Source organism: Stenotrophomonas maltophilia group sp. P373 (genome assembly GCF_053295075.1).
Genome location: NZ_CM129994.1, coordinates 3,750,806 through 3,767,774 on the forward strand (window position 1 = coordinate 3,750,806; position 16,969 = coordinate 3,767,774).

The 16,969-nt window shown below is 67.3% G+C and carries 14 protein-coding genes; 2 read left to right on the forward strand and 12 right to left on the reverse strand.

Going from position 1 to position 16,969, the window contains the following annotated elements:
* Window positions 1–18: 18 nt before the first annotated feature.
* The 8 genes from ACSYHF_RS17280 to ACSYHF_RS17315 all read right to left on the reverse strand — a co-directional run bounded on the left by ACSYHF_RS17280 (window position 19) and on the right by ACSYHF_RS17315 (window position 10,597).
* The gene (locus ACSYHF_RS17280) at window positions 19–1,290 is read right to left on the reverse strand and encodes a septal ring lytic transglycosylase RlpA family protein (RefSeq protein WP_065196486.1); all 1,272 of its coding nucleotides are present in this window, start codon (window positions 1,288–1,290) and stop codon (window positions 19–21) included.
* The gene (mltB, locus tag ACSYHF_RS17285; RefSeq protein ID WP_005419390.1) at window positions 1,287–2,432 is read right to left on the reverse strand and encodes a lytic murein transglycosylase B; all 1,146 of its coding nucleotides are present in this window, start codon (window positions 2,430–2,432) and stop codon (window positions 1,287–1,289) included. Before mltB ends, ACSYHF_RS17280 begins: the two co-directional genes overlap by 4 nt.
* 976 nt (window positions 2,433–3,408) lie before the next feature.
* Window positions 3,409–4,503, reverse strand: coding sequence for a rod shape-determining protein RodA (gene rodA / locus ACSYHF_RS17290; protein WP_065178035.1), 1,095 nt, complete (start codon window positions 4,501–4,503; stop codon window positions 3,409–3,411).
* Between the two features lie 122 nt (window positions 4,504–4,625).
* A complete protein-coding gene (rodA, locus tag ACSYHF_RS17295; protein ID WP_005419392.1) occupies window positions 4,626–5,738 on the reverse strand; it encodes a rod shape-determining protein RodA in 1,113 nt (370 codons plus the stop codon).
* Complete coding sequence (gene mrdA / locus ACSYHF_RS17300) at window positions 5,735–7,813, reverse strand: penicillin-binding protein 2 (RefSeq protein WP_447575849.1); 2,079 nt, start codon at window positions 7,811–7,813, stop codon at window positions 5,735–5,737. The genes rodA (ACSYHF_RS17295) and mrdA overlap by 4 nt, the downstream gene beginning before the upstream one ends.
* A 3-nt stretch (window positions 7,814–7,816) precedes the next feature.
* On the reverse strand, window positions 7,817–8,302 hold the full coding sequence (gene mreD / locus ACSYHF_RS17305; protein ID WP_005419400.1) for a rod shape-determining protein MreD: 486 nt from the start codon (window positions 8,300–8,302) through the stop codon (window positions 7,817–7,819).
* On the reverse strand, window positions 8,299–9,429 hold the full coding sequence (gene mreC, locus ACSYHF_RS17310; RefSeq protein ID WP_447575850.1) for a rod shape-determining protein MreC: 1,131 nt from the start codon (window positions 9,427–9,429) through the stop codon (window positions 8,299–8,301). Before mreC ends, mreD begins: the two co-directional genes overlap by 4 nt.
* A 121-nt stretch (window positions 9,430–9,550) precedes the next feature.
* Window positions 9,551–10,597 carry a rod shape-determining protein gene (locus ACSYHF_RS17315; protein WP_005419402.1) on the reverse strand — a complete coding sequence of 349 codons (1,047 nt, stop codon included), beginning with the start codon at window positions 10,595–10,597 and terminating at the stop codon, window positions 9,551–9,553.
* 283 nt (window positions 10,598–10,880) lie between these two features.
* Here ACSYHF_RS17315 and ACSYHF_RS17320 point away from each other — a divergent pair, with 283 nt between their 5' ends.
* On the forward strand, window positions 10,881–11,819 hold the full coding sequence (locus ACSYHF_RS17320) for a carbohydrate kinase family protein (RefSeq protein ID WP_005419403.1): 939 nt from the start codon (window positions 10,881–10,883) through the stop codon (window positions 11,817–11,819).
* Between the two features lie 141 nt (window positions 11,820–11,960).
* Here ACSYHF_RS17320 and ACSYHF_RS17325 read toward each other — a convergent pair whose 3' ends face one another.
* The 4 genes from ACSYHF_RS17325 to ubiE form a co-directional block, all read right to left on the reverse strand.
* Complete coding sequence (locus tag ACSYHF_RS17325; protein ID WP_005419404.1) at window positions 11,961–12,581, reverse strand: HAD family hydrolase; 621 nt, start codon at window positions 12,579–12,581, stop codon at window positions 11,961–11,963.
* A complete protein-coding gene (locus tag ACSYHF_RS17330) occupies window positions 12,581–13,312 on the reverse strand; it encodes a hypothetical protein (RefSeq protein WP_164119388.1) in 732 nt (243 codons plus the stop codon). Before ACSYHF_RS17330 ends, ACSYHF_RS17325 begins: the two co-directional genes overlap by 1 nt.
* Before the next feature lie 125 nt (window positions 13,313–13,437).
* Window positions 13,438–15,366, reverse strand: a complete 1,929-nt coding sequence (locus ACSYHF_RS17335) for a M1 family metallopeptidase (RefSeq protein ID WP_005419406.1) — start codon at window positions 15,364–15,366, stop codon at window positions 13,438–13,440.
* A gap of 183 nt (window positions 15,367–15,549) precedes the next feature.
* Window positions 15,550–16,311, reverse strand: a complete 762-nt coding sequence (ubiE, locus tag ACSYHF_RS17340) for a bifunctional demethylmenaquinone methyltransferase/2-methoxy-6-polyprenyl-1,4-benzoquinol methylase UbiE (protein WP_005419407.1) — start codon at window positions 16,309–16,311, stop codon at window positions 15,550–15,552.
* Window positions 16,312–16,392: 81 nt separating this feature from the next.
* On the opposite strand from ubiE, the gene ACSYHF_RS17345 reads away from it, so the two are divergent.
* Entirely contained in the window at window positions 16,393–16,845 is a 453-nt protein-coding gene (locus ACSYHF_RS17345) for a nucleoside deaminase (protein ID WP_005419409.1), read from the forward strand.
* Window positions 16,846–16,969: the final 124 nt, after the last annotated feature.

A 16,969-nucleotide genomic window follows, 5' to 3' on the forward strand; every position in this document is an offset into this window, starting at 1 on the left:
AGCACCGGCCCGGGTGGGTCAATCCTTGACGATCTGAGGCGACCCCAGGCCCAGACCGGCAATGCGGCCGACAAGTTCCGCGGCACTGGCATGGTCGCTGGCGGGAACGCGCAGGCGGAACAGGGTGCGGCCACCGGCGGCGATGTCGCTGATGGTCGCGCCGACGATGCCGGCGGCGTTGAGCTGGCCCATTGCGCGGTTGGCATTGTCGCGGCTGGAGAAGCTGGCGACCTGCACCATCACCGCGCCCACCACCTGCTGCGACAGGCTGGGGGCGGTCGGTGTGGCCGGCGTCGTACGCGCCGGCGCCGGCGTGACCGCGCGCGGCGCGGCGCTGGCGACGGCAACCGGTGCCACAGGGGCGCTGCGCGCCGGCGGTGCGCTCGGCGGCAGGCTGCTGACCGCCACGTCCGGCACGGCGCTGGCCACGCCCTGGGTGGTGGCCGGCTGGCCACGCGCAGGCATGGCGTCGGCCGGCAGGCGCTTGACCAGGCGATCAATGTCGCTGTCGGCGGTGGCACGCGCAGCCGTTACCGGGCGCGTACTGGCCGCCGCGACAGCCGTTTCGGCGGCACGGCGCTCGCGGCGCGACGGCTTTTGGGCCAGCAGGTTGCTCTCGCCCGGTTGCAGCGCACGCACTTCCACGTTGCCGGTACCGCGCTGGGTGATGCCCAGCCGCACCGCGGCGGCATAACTGAGGTCGACCACGCGGCCATCATGGAACGGGCCACGGTCGTTGACGCGCACGATCACCGACTCGCCGTTGTCCAGGTTGGTGACGCGGGCGAAGCTGGGCAGCGGCAGCGTCTTGTGCGCGGCGGTGAACTGGTACATGTCGTAGACCTCGCGGTTGGAGGTCAGGCGGCCGTGGAACTTGGCGCCGTAGTACGAGGCCGTACCGCGCTCGACATAGTTGCGGGTGTCGTCGAGCACCTTGTACGACTTGCCCAGCACCACGTACGGCGACTTGTTGCCGATGGCCGAACGCTCTTCGGCGGTCACTTCCGGCTCGGGAATGCAGGCGACGTTGGGAATGTAGTCCGGGGTGCTGTCACGCACGCCTGGCTTGTACAGCCCCCCGGCGGTGTAGTTGCCGCGCGTGTTCGGGTCTTCCTTGGCCGCAGCATAGGGCGAGCCCTCCGGGCAATGCGCCGGGCGCGAGCCGCGACCCTGCACCACCGTGCCGCTGGGCTTGCCACCGTGGCCGGTCGTGGCCGGCTTCTTCGGCGCACTGCTGCAGGCAGCCAGCGCGAGGACGATCAAGCTCGGGACCAGCCATCTGATGTTCATGCCGGGGGCAGCTCCTGTCCGGCGATGGCCTGCGACAACTGGAACACGGCCATCGCGTACATCTTCGAGAGGTTGTAGCGGGTGATCGCGTAGTAATTCTGGAAGCCCAGCCAGTACTGCTTGCCGGTGCTGCCCTCAAGCGTGATCGGCGTTGCGGTGGCGCCCGGCTGCACCGCAGCGCTGGGCTGGTAGCCGCGCTGCGCCAGGTCGGCCAGCGACCAGGTCGGCATCCATTCGGTCGGGTTGAACTCCTCGCGACCCGGCGCCAGCGTGGCCGGTACGGCCACCTGGCCACCACGGACCCAACCGCCCTTCTTCACGAAATAATTGGCGATGGACGAGAACACATCGTCGTAGCTGGTGAACAGGTCGCGACGGCCATCGCCATTACCGTCCACGGCGTAATCGAGATAGCTGGACGGCATGAACTGGCCCATGCCCATCGCACCGGCATAGCTGCCCTTGAGCGTGGTGATGTCCAGCTTTTCCTCACGGCCCAGCTCGAACAGCTTGGCCAGCTCATCGCGGAAGAACAGCTCGCGGCGCACTTCGCGTTCCAGCTTGGCCGGGTCGCCACTGCGCGGGTAGTAGAACGCCAGCGTGTACAGCGCATCGAGCACGCGGTGGTTGCCGGCATTTTTCCCGTAACTGGTCTCCACGCCGATGATCGCCACGATCACTTCGGCCGGCACGCCGGTGCGCTGCTGCACGCGATCCAGTTCGGCACGATGCTGGGCCAGGAACGCGCGGCCGCCATCGATGCGTGCCTTGCTGATGAACATCGGCCGGTATTCGTTCCACGGTTTGACCCGTTCGGCCGGGCGCGACATGGCGGCGATGATCGGCTGGCGCACCTGCGCCTGATCGAGCACGCTGCTGATCTGCTCCGGCTTCAGCCCATAGCGCTTGGCCGTATCGGCAACAAAGCGGGCCCGTGCGACCTCGAACGGCACCGGAGTGAGATCGACCGGCGGCGCTGTAGCAGCGGCCGCTTCGGGCGCGGCTTCGGCCGGGCCGTGGGCCTTGGTGGCGGGCTGGCGCGGCGTACTGCTGGCCTGGGGCGAAGACGGTGGGGACTTCGGCTGGGTCGCGCAGGCGACCAGGCCGAGGGTGAGCATGCAGGCCAGAGTGCGTCGAATCATCGTCGCAGGTTAGCAGGTCATGGATGAATTAAAACCCCTAACACCATGAATCACAACGATTTGCCCGCGTTCAGCGGGAAATGTGAAGACGTCGTGATCGAGCTTCCCCATTCAGATAGAGGTGGCCGGTTGCGTCCCCATCCCCGCAGACGCAACCGGCGACCGGATCCGGTCGGTACCTGCGCGGCTGCCGCTCCCCAGTGGCAGTTCCCCGCGCTCCCTGTACCCGTTGGATCAGTACTGCTCCCGCCCGACGCCCCCTCGCGCTGCATCGATTGACGGCGCGCCGTGCCGAACGGGCCGCCATTGTGCAGGCCGATTACGACAAGTCCATTGATCAAGATCAACGCGGTGTAAAAATGTGAACCAGATAACGTTTTTCGCGGACTTTGGTCGGAGAGCGTGTTGCGTCGCATTGTTGTGAGAACGCTTCCACAACGGGCATTGCGCAGCGCCAGGTAGTCTCCGGCCAACGGCGCAGCCCCTCGTGGGTCGCCGCGAAAAGCAGTTCACGGGTGAGGCCAGGTAGATGGGCTGCGCAGGGGCCGCTGCAAGTACGTCCATGTAAGCTCGGTCGCCGCATCCATGCGGCTCACGCCCCTGCGCAGCCCATCTACCCGGCCACGGACAGGTTCCGTGCGCGTCTACCCACGGAGAAGAAAGAGAAGATCAAAAGCGGGTCGCGGCGCTGCGCTTGCTCATAAGCCGAGCACGGCTCGGCTCTACACAAGGCAATGAAGCGACCCGCCAGGCTGCATTTGCTTTTGCTCTTCTCTTTCTTCTCTGTGGGTAGACGCGCCCAAAAATTATCAGGGGGCGGGCGCGGTGGGTTCGCGGGACCGTTGGCGCCATGGATGGCGCCATCGAGCCCCCAGGGACGGGTTTACGGCGTGTCCCGCGAACCCACCGCACCCGCCCCACACATGAGCCGCGTTACGCGACCACCCACGAGGGGCTGCGCCGTTGGCTGGAAACGCTATCCCCCGTGCACGGGCCGATGCCCGCGTACCGCCATCACCAGCCCGATGCCGGCCAACAGCGAAACCGCCGAGGTCCCGCCATAACTGATCAGCGGCATCGGAATGCCCACCACCGGCAGCAGGCCGGAAATCATTCCGCCGTTCACCAGCACGTAGACGAAGAACGCCAGCCCCAGGCTACCGGCCAGCAATCGCGCGTGCGTGTCGCGCGCGTGCACCGCAATCCACAGGCAACGCCCCACCACGAACAGGTACAGCGCGAACAGCGTCGCCACGCCGATCCAGCCAAACTCTTCGGCCAGCACCGAGAACGCAAAGTCGGTGGTGTACTCGGGCAGGAAATCGAGCGTGGCCTGTGTGCCCTGCCCCCAGCCACGTCCTTGCCAGCCCCCGGAACCGATCGCGATGCGCGATTGCAGGATGTTCCAGCCGGTACCAAGCGGGTCGGCCGCCGGGTCGAGGAAGGTCAGCACACGATCCTTCTGGTATTGCCGCAGCAAGCCGAACCACGCCAGGGGTGCAGCCACTGCCAGCCCTGCCGCCCCGGTCGCCAACCAGCCCCAGTGCAAGCCAGCCAGCAACAACGCGAACACGCCACTGGCAGTGACCAACGTGGCGGTGCCGAGGTTGGGCTGCATGAGGATCAACACCGCCGGCACGCCGATCAGCAGCGCGGCGGTCAATACCGTGCGCGGCGAGGGCGGCAGTGGTTGCCGATGCAGGTACCACGCCATCATCAGCGGCAGGCTGAGCTTGAGCAGCTCGGACGGCTGCAGGTAGAACACGCCGAGGTTCAGCCAGCGCTGCCCGTACTTGCCGGTGCCGATGACGTACACCGCCATCAGCGGCAGCATCGACAGCGCGTAGATCGCAGGGGTCCACGCACGCAATCGCAGCAGCGAAACACGCGACAGCAGCCACATCGCCAACAGCCCACCGGCAAAGCGTGCCGCCTGCCCGGCCACCGGGCCGGACACGCTGTGCAGCACCGCCAGGCCGGCGCCCATCAGGATCAACAACGCGCCCAGCAACGGCAGATCGATCGTGCGCAGCGCCTCACGGCAGCCGCCAGGCAGTCGTTTCCATTTCACGCGGGCACGGTAGCAACGGGGGCTTGCGTGAAGCTGTCAGGGTGCTCCTGCTCTCCGTAGCCGAGCTGCGGGGTCAGATCCCTTTTTCCTGTGGAAAAAGGGATCTGACCCCGACGCCGGACTCAACCGTAGCCGCCGTGCACTGGATTGTGGCTGCGCACCGCCATCACCAGCCCGAAGCCGGCCAGTAGCGACACCGCCGAAGTACCACCGTAGCTGATCAGCGGCATCGGCACGCCTACCACCGGCAGCAGGCCGGAAATCATCCCGCCATTCACCAGCACGTAGACGAAGAACGCCAGGCCGGTGGCACCCGCCAGCAGGCGCGAATAGGAATCGCGTGACTGGCTGGCGATCCACAGGCAACGCCCGATCACCACCAGGTACAGCGCCAGCACGGTGGCCACGCCGATCCAGCCGAATTCCTCGCTCAGCACCGAGAACGCGAAGTCGGTGGTCTGCTCGGGAATGAAGTTCAGGTGCGACTGCGAGCCTTCGCCCCAGCCCTTGCCATCGAAGCCACCGGAACCGATGGCGATCTTCGACTGGATGATGTTCCAGCCGGCGCCAAGCGCGTCCATCTCCGGGTCCAGGAACATCATGATGCGGTCCTTCTGGTACGGCCGCAGCAACCAGAACCAGGCCACCGGCGCGACCGCAGCCACGCCGCCCACGCCCAGCCCAACCCACCACCACGGCAGGCCCGCCAGCAGCAGCACGAACACGCCGCTGGCGGCGATCAGCACGCCAGTACCGAAGTCCGGCTGCAGCATCACCAGGCCGGTGGGTACGCCGATGATGATCAAGGCCACGAGCACGGTATTGAAGCGCGGCGGCAGCGGCATCTTGTGCAGGTACCACGCCACCATCATCGGCAGGCTCACCTTCAGCAGCTCGGCCGGCTGCAGGTAGAAGAATTTCAGGTCCAGCCACTGCCGGCCATATTTACCGGTGCCCAGCACGAACACCGCCAGCAGCGGGATCATCGAGATCGCGTAGATCATCGGCGTGGCCGAGCGGATGCGCAGGATCGGCACCCGCGAGATGCCCCACAGTGCGGCCATGCCCACCGCGAAACGCGCGCCCTGCGCCATCACCAGGCTGTCGCCACCAGCGCTCTTCAGGGTCGCCAGGCCAATCACCATCAGCGCGCCCAGGGCCAGGCACAGCACCCAGTCCAGCGTGCTGAAAAAGCGGCGCAGCATGTCGCCGGCCCAGCGCAGGAATACTCTCATCGTGCGGGCTCCGCAGGGGCCGGGCGCGGCGTGGCTGGCAGCGTGGCGGCCGGCGCACCCGGCTGCGGCGCAGGCGCAGGCGCGGGCTCCGGCGTGGGTGCACCAATCAGCACCGGATGCTCTCCCACCTGTGCAGCGGCGAGGTCACCGGCCTGGCGCGCGCCCGCGTCTTCGTTGTCGAACGCGGTGGCGCCGATGGCGGTGGTGCCGCGCTCGCTGTCCAGCGGCTGCATGCCTTCGGGCATCTTGCCCAACAGGTAAGCGTCGAACACCTTGCGTGCGATCGGCGCCGCGGCCGAACCACCATAGCCACCACCTTCCACTGCCACCGCAATTGCGATGACCGGGCTGTCCGCCGGCGCAAAGCCGACGAACAGTGCGCGGTGACGCAGATGCATCGGCAGGCTCTTCGGATTCACGGCGGCGGTGCCCTTGCGGCTGATGACCTGTGCGGTACCGGTCTTGCCGGCCATCACGTACGGCGCACCGACGGCCACGCGCCAGCCGCTGCCGCCGGGCCGCATGGTTGCCATCATGCCCTCGCGCACGGCCTGCACGTTGTTGGGATTGGGGCTGACCGGCTTGCTCTCGCCGGGCGGCATCGCCGTCCAGTCGCTGTCGAAGCCTTCGCGCTGCTGGATCACCAGGTGCGGGGTGCGCAGCTGGCCGTCGGCCAGGCCGCTGACGCCGCGCGCCAGCTGCAGCGGGGTGACCTTCCAGTCACCCTGGCCGATGCTGATGTTGACCGTATCGCCGGGATACCAGGCTTCCTTGCGGCTCTTCCGCTTGTAGGCGGGCGACGGCAGGATGCCGCCGATCTCGCCGGTGAGGTCGATGCCGGTCGGCTGGCCGAAGCCGTAGTACTCCATGTAATGGTCGAAGCGCTCGATGCCCAGGTCCAGCGCCAGCTTGTAGTAATAGGTGTTGACCGACTCGGCGATGGACTTGCGCAGATCAGTCCAGCCGTGGCCGCCACGGTGGGCGTCACCCCAGCCGCGCGAGGTGCCCGGCAGGTAGAACATGCCGGTGGAGAGCACCTTGTCTTCCGGGCGGCGCACGCCGGAGTCCAGTCCCGCCAGGCCGATCAGCGGCTTCAGCGTGGAACCGGGAGCGACGCCACCGAGCACCAGGCGGTTGAACTGTGGCCGCGACGGGTTTTCGTTCAAGGCCTTGAAGTCGGCATGGGAAATGCCGTTGACGAACAGGTTGGGGTCGTAGGACGGCAGGCTGACCATCGCCAGCACTTCGCCAGTGCGCGGATCCATCGCCACCGCCGAACCCTCCTGGTCGCCGAACGCGGCCACCATCGCGCGCTGCAGGTCGGCGTCGATCGACAGCCGCAGGTCGGCACCGGACTGTGCGGCGACGCGGCCGATGGTGCGGATCGCGCGACCCTGCACGTTGGTCTCGACCTGCTCGTAGCCGACCTTGCCGCGCAGCTGCTGCTCGTAATAGCGTTCCAGGCCGGACTTGCCGATGTGGGTCAGCGCGGCATTGCCTTCGCCGAGGATCTCCAGATCCTTGTCATCAACGCGGCCGACGTAGCCGATGATGTGCGCGAACAGATCGCCATAGGGATAGCGCCGGGTCAGGTAGGGTTCCAGCTCGACCCCCGGGAAACGCCAGCGGTCGACGGCAAAGCGCGCCATCTCCTCGTCGCTCATGCGCAGCTTCAGCGTGACCGGCAGGAACTTGCGGCGCGCCTTGCGCGACCTGTTGAATGCTTCCAGCTCTTCCGGGCTGATGCTGATGATCTTCGCCAGCCCTTCCAGGGTGGCATCCATGTCCTCGACCTTGTCCGGAGTGACGTCCAGGCGGAAGGCCGGCACGTTTTCGGCCAGCAGGCGACCGTTGCGGTCGTAGATCATGCCGCGCCCTGGCACCACCGGCCGCGGCTTGATGCGGTTGGCTTCCGAGCGCGTGGCGTACACGTCGTGGTCCAGCACCTGCAGCTTGAAGTACCAGCCGCCCAGGCCCAGCAGGCAGACCAGCACGCCCAGGAAACCCAGCGCCGCACGGCGGCGGAACTGTTCGGCTTCGGCGTGCGGGTTCTTGACCTGGCGGCGCGGGATCATGGCTCAGCGCCCGCGCTTGCCGAAGCGCACCGCGTCCAGCAGCACGAACACCAGCGGCCACAGGCCCATGCCCAGCAGAGGCGCCCACCAGTACGACCAGGGCAGGGTCGGCTCATCCACCACGATGTGGACCAGCGCGCTGACGATGCGATCGTTGAACAGCAGGCCGCCGATGGCCAGCATCTGCTGGGACATCGGGAAGAAGCGGATGCGGGCACGGAAGCGCTGCAGGATGAAGGCCAGCATTACCAGCCGCAGTGCCTGTTCGCCCAGCACGCCGCCGTACAGCAGGTCGGCCACCACGCCGCTGGCAAAGGCGATGCCCAGGCCGACGCGCTCAGGAGCTTCGATCACCCAGTACGCCAGCACCAGCGCCAGCCAGTACGGGCGCAGCGGCTGCAGCAGCGCCGGCAGCGGCAGCAGGCCCAGCAGCAGCGCCACCACCAGGCTGGCCGGCAGCACCCACGGGTTGTCGCGCAGGCGGCTCATCGCTGAGCCTCCGGCGTGGTCGGTTGCCGACCAGCGGCCGGCACTACCGTGGATCCAGCTGGGGGAGAGCCCCCCTCTTGTTGAGGCGCGGGGTTAAGGGAGGATGCGGGGGCAACAGTCCTCGTCTGCGACGAGGGCTGTTGCCGGCCAGCGACCGGCGCTACCGGGGAGCTGACCGGAGCTGGCGTCGTTGCCGCTGGCGCGGCTCCCGCAGACACGCTGGCGCCGGTGGCCGGGCCCCCCGGGGCGGTTTCTTCCAGCTGCAGGCGCAGCTCCGGCGGAATGCGGATCGCCGCGCCCGGGCGCAGCAGCAGCACGTCGCGGCCGCGGTCGAGCTGGGCCGCCGGCTTCAGTTCACCGACCAGGAAGGCGTGGGTGTCGTCCGGGCGCAGGCCGGTGATGGTGCCGACCGGGAAGCCGGCCGGGAAGCGCCCGCCGAGGCCGGAGGTGACGATCTCATCGCCCACTTCCACGCCGGCGCTGAGCGGGATGTCGCGCAGTTCCAGCGTGTCGCCGCGGCCATAGACGATCAGGCGCACGCCGTTGCGGGCCACGGTGACCGGCACCGCGTGGTCGGGATCGGTCAGCAGCAGCACGGTGGAGGTGCCACCGGTGACGCTGATCACCTGCCCCATCAAGCCGCCGGCGTCGATCACCGCCTGGCCGACGTGCACGCCCTCGCGGCTGCCTGCGTCGAGCACCAGGCGCTGCTTCACCGGGTCCAGGTCGATGTCCAGGATCGGCGCCAGCTGCACGTCCAGGCCACTGCGCTCGGCCACGTTCAGCAGTTCGCGCAGCTGGGCGTTGTCCAGCGCGGCGGTCTGCAGGCGAGTCAGGCGCGCGTTGGCCAGCAGCAGCTGGTTGCGCAGTTCACGGTTTTCGGTGACCAGCTGGGTATGGCTGGCGGCGGAATCCTTGACCTGGTTGCCGAGCTTGCCGGGCAGGCCAGCCAGTGCCCGTACCGGCTGTACCAGGCTGTTGGCCTGCTCGCGCAGGCGTGCCAGCCAGCCAGCCTGGTCATCGAGCACGATCAGGGTGATGGCCAACGCGAGATAGGCCAGCAACCGCAGGGGGCTGGCGGCATCACCGGATCGGGAGGCGACGGGAGGACCGGCGTAGGGCGGCACGGCAACGATTCAACTGGCAGAAGGCGGAAGGGAAACACGCGGGCGCCCCGCCGGTGCCGGCCCGCCATCACGGCGGGCCGCACCCCGGAAGGGCGCGGCGGGCAGGAACGGCCGGGACGGCTTATTCCGGCGCAAAGAACTCGTTGCCGTGCATGTCCACCAGCTCCAGCGCACGACCGCCACCGCGCGCCACGCAGGTCAGCGGGTCGTCGGCCACCTGCACGTGCAGGCCGGTCTCCTCGGAGATCAGGCGGTCCAGGTCGCGCAGCAGGGCGCCACCACCGGTCAGCACGATGCCGCGCTCGGCGACGTCGGCGCACAGTTCCGGCGGGGTCTGCTCCAGCGCCAGCTTGACCGCGCTGACGATGCCCGACAGCGGTTCGTGCAGGGCCTCGAGCACTTCGTTGGAGCTGATCTTGATCATCTTCGGCACGCCCTCGGCGAGGTTGCGGCCGGAGATTTCCATCTCGATCACTTCCGCCTGCGGGTAGGCGCAGCCCAGCTCGACCTTGATGCGCTCGGCGGTGGCTTCACCGATCAGCATGCCGTGGTTGCGGCGCACGTAGTTGGTGATGGATTCGTCGAAGCGGTCGCCGCCGATGCGGACCGAGGCCGAATAGACGATGCCGTTGAGCGAGATGACCGCCACTTCGGTGGTGCCGCCGCCGATGTCGATGACCATCGAGCCACGGGCTTCGGTGACCGGCATGCCGGCGCCGATCGCGGCGGCCATCGGTTCTTCGATCAGGAACACGTCACGGGCACCGGCTTCCTCGGCCGATTCCTTGATCGCGCGGCGCTCGACCTGGGTCGAGCCGGCCGGCACGCAGACCAGGACGCGCGGGCTCGGGCGCAGCACGCGCGACTTGTGCACCTTCTTGATGAAGTGCTTGAGCATCGCCTCGGTATAGGTGAAGTCGGCGATGACGCCGTCCTTCATCGGGCGGATGGTGGTGATGTGGCCCGGGGTACGGCCCAGCATCTGCTTGGCTTCGGCACCGACGGCTGCCACCGAACGGGTGCCACCGATGGCACGGTCCTGGCGCACGGCCACGACCGACGGCTCGTTCAGCACGATCCCCTGCCCGCGCACGTAGATGAGGGTGTTGGCCGTGCCCAGGTCGATGGACAGGTCGTTGGAGAACATGCCACGGAGTTTCTTGAACATCTGAGGAAGGAGTCCTGAGGGGTGTCGTGCCCGCCGCGGGATGGCGAAAAAATGGGCAGAAATCGAGGCCGACAAGCCTAGCAACCCGCCTGCCGCCGAGCAAGGAAAAAACTAGCTGAACCCGCGTCTTCACAGGCTTTCGGCCTGATCGGGTCTCACCCGGTTCTGGCCCTGAGCGGCACCAGCGGGTAACCTTTGCGCCGTCGGGCGCCCAAGGGCGCCGTTTGCTTGCCCGATGAACCGGGCCGGCCCACCCCAAAATTCACCGCATAGGCTTACATCGATGTCCGCTCTGATCTGTGGTTCTCTTGCCTTCGACACCATCATGGTGTTTCCGGACCAGTTCAAGAATCACATCCTGCCGGACAAGGTGCACATCCTGAACGTGTCCTTCCTGGTGCCGCGCATGCGCCGCGAGTTCGGCGGCTGCGCAGGCAACATCGCCTACAACCTGCACCTGCTGGGCGGCCAGCCGATCCCGATGGGCACCGTGGGTTCGGACTTCGGCCCGTACCGCGAATACTTCGAAGGCCTGGGCATCGACCTGTCGCGCGTGCGCGTGATCGATGAGCTGTTCACCCCGCAGGCATTCATCACCACCGACCACGACAACAACCAGATCACCGCCTTCCACCCGGGCGCGATGATGCGTTCCTACGAGAACCACGTGCGTGGGGTGCCGGGCGTCACCCTGGGCCTGGTCGGCCCGGACGGCCGCGAAGGCATGATCCAGAACGCGCAGGAATTCCACGAAGACGGCATCCCGTTCATCTTCGACCCGGGCCAGGCCATGCCGCTGTTCAACGGCCCGGAACTGCGCGCCTTCATCGAGCAGGCCGACTACGTGGTGGTGAACGACTACGAGTCGAACCTGCTGCAGGAGCGCACCGGCTGGGACGAGAAGGAGATCGTCAGCCGGGTCAAGGCCTACATCACCACCCGTGGCCCGAAGGGCGCGGTCATCCACACTCCGGAAAAGAGCTACGACATCCCGCCGGCGCACGAGCGCCGCGTGGTCGACCCGACCGGCTGTGGCGACGCCTTCCGCGCAGGCCTGATCTACGGCATCCAGAAGGGCTACGACTGGCTGACCATCGGCCGCATGGGCAACCTGATGGGCGCACTGAAGGTCGAGCATCCGGGCACGCAGAACCAGCGTTTCACCTTCGATGAGTTCAACGAGCAGTTCAAGCAGCAGTTCGGTTACGCGCTGGGCGCGTAAACCGAACTGCCCGCGCATCTGATCGGTGGGTGTCGACCTTGGTCGACACTGCCGGCCAGCGGCCGGCACTACCGGAACTTCCGACCGACACGTTGCCTGCTCTCTGTAGAGCCGAGCCCATGCTCGGCTTGCGCGCGCCGGTCATGCGGCCTGCCAGGCGGCCAGCAGCGCGCGGCAATCGGCGAAATGCCAGTCGGCGCGGCCCGGCCAAGGGTTCTCTGGCAGGTTGACCAGCACGGTATGCGTGCCGGCCGCACGGCCGCACTCCAGGTCGTAGGCGTGGTCACCCACCATCACCGCCTGCGCAGGCCCGATGCCCCATCGCCGCAGATGCTGCTGCAGGCCCTCCGGCGAGGGCTTGGGCACCGCTTCATCGCGACCAATGATGTCGGCATCGTCGAACAACGCCCCGACCCCGATCGCCTCCAGCGTCAGCTTCGCCAGCGCATGATCATTGCGGGTCAGGATGCCCAGCCGGCAGCCAGCCGCCGCCAGCGCGCGCAGCAGCTTCACCGCACCCGGCGCCGGCAGCGCGTCCTCGGCCAGCGCGCGCTCGTGATCCAGCAACCACTCACGCTTGGCCTGCGCCGGTGCATCCGGCAACGCCGCGATATGGTCGAGGATGTCTTCCTCGGCGGCGATCTCCAGTGCGCGGCGGATCGCGGCGAAATCATGCACGGCCACAGTCAGCGTGCCGTCCATGTCGAACACCCAGTGCCGGATCGCGGACAACGCGTGCACCGCGCTGCCCGTCGCGACCATCACTGCCACCACTGCGGCATGCGGCTGGCGTCGACGCCGCCGGTCTCGAACACCGCCGTACGGGTGCCGCCGGCCTTGACCGGGAACTCGATGCTGATCGACTTGCCCTTGCGCGCCAGTTTCCACAGCGCTTTCTGATCGGTGATGAACAGGGCGATGGCTTCATCGGTCTTCGGACGCCACGCCGCCATGGAAATCGGCTTGCCGTCGTCCACGGTTACTTTCACCGTGCACTGCGGGCAACGGAAATCGCCGGCCTGCAGCACCAGGTAGGCATGCCGCTTCCACTCCGGATGATCGCGGAACACCAGCTGCACCGGCTTGGCGCCGCTGCCATCCACGTCCACCCGTTCCTTGCTGTAGATCTGCGCCGAAACCTGGTTGCCCTTGCTGCCCACCGGGATCTGGTTGTACTGCCACAGCGCCTGCATGCGCCGCAGGTCGCGCGCGGCGTCACCCTTGGCCTTGACCTCGTCGAAGCCCGCGGCGATGCGCTCGGCGGCGGCGGTGTCCTTGTACTGGTCCAGCAGCGAGGCACCATGCAGGCGCGCGCGTTCCCAGTCCTGCGCGGCCACGGCCATGTCGTACTGCTTGGCGACGTCTTCGGCCTTGGCCTCCTTCTGCGCCTGCACGGCAGCCGCAGCGGCTTCCTGCGCCTTGCGCTCTTCCTCGGGATTGCTGCAGGCGGCCAGCGCCAGGGTGCAGGCGGTGAGCAGGATCAGTCGTTTCATGGCGGAGGTCCTTGGTGTTTTCGCTTTTCTGTAGAGTCGAGCCATGCTCGACTGCTGTTGAAAAGCCAGTCGAGCATGGCTCGACTCTACAAAAAAAAGCGCCGGGGGATGCCCGGCGCTTCTGCTTACTTGGCTTCAGCCTTGGCCAGCATGTCCTGCACCGAGGCAGTGGTGATCGGGTGGTAGCCCGGCTTGGCCTTTTCGAAGGCCTGCTTGGCCAGCTCCAGCCCCTTCGGGGTCTTCACCAGTTCGGCGTAGATCGGCAGGATCAGCTTGCGACGGCCGACGCGCTCGATGAATGCCGCCGCGCCTTCATTGGCCTGCTCGTAGCCGCTGCGGATCGCCAGCGGGTACCAGCGCATGGCGATCTCGCCATTCGGGGTGCCGGTGAAGTGGAAGGCCTTGTCCAGCGTGGCCAGCTTGTCCAGCGGCTGGGTCGCGCCCAGGCCATCGATGAAGCGCACCCATTCCTGCGTGCTCCAGTCGGCGATGACCTGGCTGCTCGGCACGGTGCCGGCGCTGGCGAAGGCGATGCGCGCGGTATCGACGCTGCTGAAGTTGCGCGACTGCGCCTTGGCCGCGAACGCCGGGATACCCGGCTCGTCCAGCCATGCCTTCAGTTCGGCCTCGGTCACGGCCGACGGATTCTTCGGCAGCAGGTTCTTCTTCATGTAATCGACGAACTGGTCGGTGTTCGCGCTCTGGAAGGCATGGTCATCGAACCAGCCACGCAGGAACGGATCGAAGGTCTCGCGGCCGAAGCGCTGTTCCAGGAACTCCAGGAACCACGAACCCTTGACGTAGGCCACCTGGCTGAGGGCTTCGTCGGGATCACGCTCGTTCAGCGGCGGCAGCGCCAGCGCCTGGTCGGCCGGGCTCATGTCCTTCACTTCGGCCAGCAGGTCGGTCTGGTCGATCTGCTTCTCCATCTCGGCCATTTCCTTGCCGTACAGAGCTTCGGTGATGCGGCCCTGGACGTAGGTGGTGAAGCCTTCATTGAGCCAGATGTCCTTCCAGCTGGCGTTGGTCACCAGGTTGCCCGACCAGCTGTGCGCCAGTTCGTGGGCGACCAGCGAGACCAGCGACTTGTCGCCGACGATCACGGTCGGGGTGGCGAAGGTCAGGCGCGGGTTCTCCATTCCACCGAACGGGAACGACGGCGGCAGCACCAGCATGTCGTAGCGGCCCCAGCGGTATTCGCCGTACAGCTTCTCGGCGGCACCGATCATCTTCTCGGTGTCTTCGAATTCCTTGGCGGCCTTGTTGACCATGGTCGGCTCGGCCCAGACGCCGGAGCGGCCGGAGATCGGCTCGAACACCAGGTCGCCGGCGGCGATGGCCAGCAGATAGGACGGAATCGGCTGCGGCATCTTGAAGGTGTAGTCACCATCACGCGCGGCCTTCGGATCGTTGTCGGCGCTCATCAGCACCATCACGTCCGGGCGCGAGACCACGTGCGCGCTGTAGGTGAAGCGCACGCTCGGGGTGTCCTGGAGCGGCACCCAGGACCGGGCATGGATGGCCTGCGACTGGCTGAACATGAAGGGCAGCTTCTTGCCCTCGGTCATCGACGGCGCCAGCCACTGCAGGCCCGAGGCGGTCGGTGCGGTGTGGTAGGTCACTTCCACCTTGGCCGGCTGCTCCGCAGCCTCGATGGTCAGCTTGCTGCCGAACACCTTGTCGGCCGGGGCCAGTTCGAACTTCAGCGGGCTGCGCGCGCCGTCGGCGGCAACGGCCTCGACCTTGGACACGGTCAGCTCGCGGGTGTCGAGCACCAGCTGCTTGGCGTCCTTCTGTTTCCATTCCAGGGTGTAGGTGGCGGTACCGCCGATCTGCTTCTGGTCGAAGTCCAGCTTCAGATCCAGCGCGATGTCCTTGATGACGACCTTGTCCGGCTCGGCGTACGAGCTCTCGTCGTGGCTGCGGTTCTCGGCGTTCACGGGGGCGGCAGGGGCCTTTGCGGCAGTCGGGGCGGCGGCGGGTGCGGCCGCCTCCTGGGAGCAGCCGGCGGCCAGGGCCACGGCCAGCGGAAGGAGCATCAGCGGATTACGCATGAATCGGGACCGTTACGGGGATCAAACCCCAATGGTACCTCCCTCGGGCCCGGCAGGCGTTGCGCGGTGCGGGGTAATGGCGGGCACAGCGCCGGTAGTGCCGGCCGCTGGCCGGCAACCCCGTCGCCCGGTGGTTGCCCGCGCAGGTGCCGGCCAGCGGCCGGCACTACCGGAACACCGGGCCTACAGCTTGTAGCCGGAGTGGATCGAGACGATGCCGCCGGTCAGGTTCTTGTAGTGGCAGCGCTCGAAGCCGGCCTGCCCCATCATCGCCTTCAGTTCGTCCTGCGGCGGATGCTTGCGGATGCTCTCGGCCAGGTACTGGTAGCTGTCCGAATCGTTGGCGAACAACTTGCCCAGCCTGGGCAGGATCTTGAACGAGTGGAAGTCGTAGATCGGCTTGAACCAGTCGGCAGTGACTTCGGAGAACTCCAGCACGCGGGCCTGGCCGCCCACCTTCAGCACGCGGTACATCTCGCGCAGGCCGGCGTCCTTGTCGGTCACGTTGCGCAGGCCGAAGGCAATGGTGACCAGGTCGAAGCTGTTGTCCGGGAACGGCAGGGCTTCGGCGTTGCACTGCACGTAGTCCAGGCCAAGCACCAGGCCGCGGTTGGTCAGGCGGTCGCGGCCGACCGACAGCATGCCGGCGTTGATGTCGCCCAGCACCACCGAGCCCTCGGCGCCGACGCGTTCCTTCAGCAGGGCGGCGATGTCGCCGGTGCCGCCGGCCAGATCGAGCACGCGGTCGCCCGGCTTCACCTGCGCGGTCGCCACGTAGTAGCGCTTCCACGCCCGGTGCACGCCCAGGCTCATCAGGTCGTTCATCAGGTCGTAGTTGCGCGCGACCGAGGTGAACACCTGGCCGACCAGCTTCTGCTTGTCCTTGGCGGCGACGTCGCGGAACCCGAAATGGGTGGTACCGGCTTTGTAGGGGGATTCGCTCATGGCCCCGATTATCGCACCGCCGGGGGCCAGCGGCACCCCCTGCCCGTATCATGGCGGGCCACGACTGACCGGAGCCCCCGCATGATCACCACGCCCGACTACCAGGCCCTGCTGCAGACCGCCATCGCCGAAGCCCGCCAGGGCCTGGCCGAGGGCGGCGTGCCGATCGGCGCGGCGCTGTACCACAACGACGGCCGCCTGCTCGGCTGCGGCCACAACCGCCGTGTGCAGGAAGGCGACCCGTCGGTGCACGGCGAAACCGACGCCTTCCGCAAGGCCGGCCGCCAGCGCCGCTACCAGGACACCATCATGGTCACCACCCTGGCGCCGTGCTGGTACTGCTCGGGCCTGGTGCGCCAGTTCAACATCGGCACCGTGGTGGTGGGCGAATCGCGCACGTTCCAGGGCGGCATCGACTGGCTGCGCGAAAACGGCGTCAACGTGATCGACCTCGACAATCAGGAATGCGTGGACCTGCTGGGCGATTTCATCAGCCGTCATCCCGACATCTGGAACGAGGACATCGGCGAATGAGCCACACGCACTCGTCTCTGCAACACATTTAATGAACGCTTCAGCGCCGGTGCGCCCTTGTGCCAGCGGCCTTTGCGGGCAACGGCGTGACCCCGTGCACAGTCAGCCAGGTCACGCGCACACG

Bases quoted from the DNA above. Each gene is read 5' to 3' on its own strand.
- ACSYHF_RS17330 (WP_164119388.1), bottom strand. From the start codon at position 13,312: ATGAAACGACTGATCCTGCTCACCGCCTGCACCCTGGCGCTGGCCGCC.
- mltB (WP_005419390.1), bottom strand. From the start codon at position 2,432: ATGATTCGACGCACTCTGGCCTGCATGCTCACCCTCGGCCTGGTCGCC.
- mrdA (WP_447575849.1), bottom strand. From the start codon at position 7,813: ATGATCCCGCGCCGCCAGGTCAAGAACCCGCACGCCGAAGCCGAACAG.
- ACSYHF_RS17345 (WP_005419409.1), top strand. From the start codon at position 16,393: ATGATCACCACGCCCGACTACCAGGCCCTGCTGCAGACCGCCATCGCC.
- ACSYHF_RS17280 (WP_065196486.1), bottom strand. From the start codon at position 1,290: ATGAACATCAGATGGCTGGTCCCGAGCTTGATCGTCCTCGCGCTGGCT.
- rodA (WP_005419392.1), bottom strand. From the start codon at position 5,738: ATGAGAGTATTCCTGCGCTGGGCCGGCGACATGCTGCGCCGCTTTTTC.
- mreD (WP_005419400.1), bottom strand. From the start codon at position 8,302: ATGAGCCGCCTGCGCGACAACCCGTGGGTGCTGCCGGCCAGCCTGGTG.
- ACSYHF_RS17325 (WP_005419404.1), bottom strand. From the start codon at position 12,581: ATGGTCGCGACGGGCAGCGCGGTGCACGCGTTGTCCGCGATCCGGCAC.
- ACSYHF_RS17335 (WP_005419406.1), bottom strand. From the start codon at position 15,366: ATGCGTAATCCGCTGATGCTCCTTCCGCTGGCCGTGGCCCTGGCCGCC.
- ubiE (WP_005419407.1), bottom strand. From the start codon at position 16,311: ATGAGCGAATCCCCCTACAAAGCCGGTACCACCCATTTCGGGTTCCGC.
- ACSYHF_RS17320 (WP_005419403.1), top strand. From the start codon at position 10,881: ATGTCCGCTCTGATCTGTGGTTCTCTTGCCTTCGACACCATCATGGTG.
- ACSYHF_RS17315 (WP_005419402.1), bottom strand. From the start codon at position 10,597: ATGTTCAAGAAACTCCGTGGCATGTTCTCCAACGACCTGTCCATCGAC.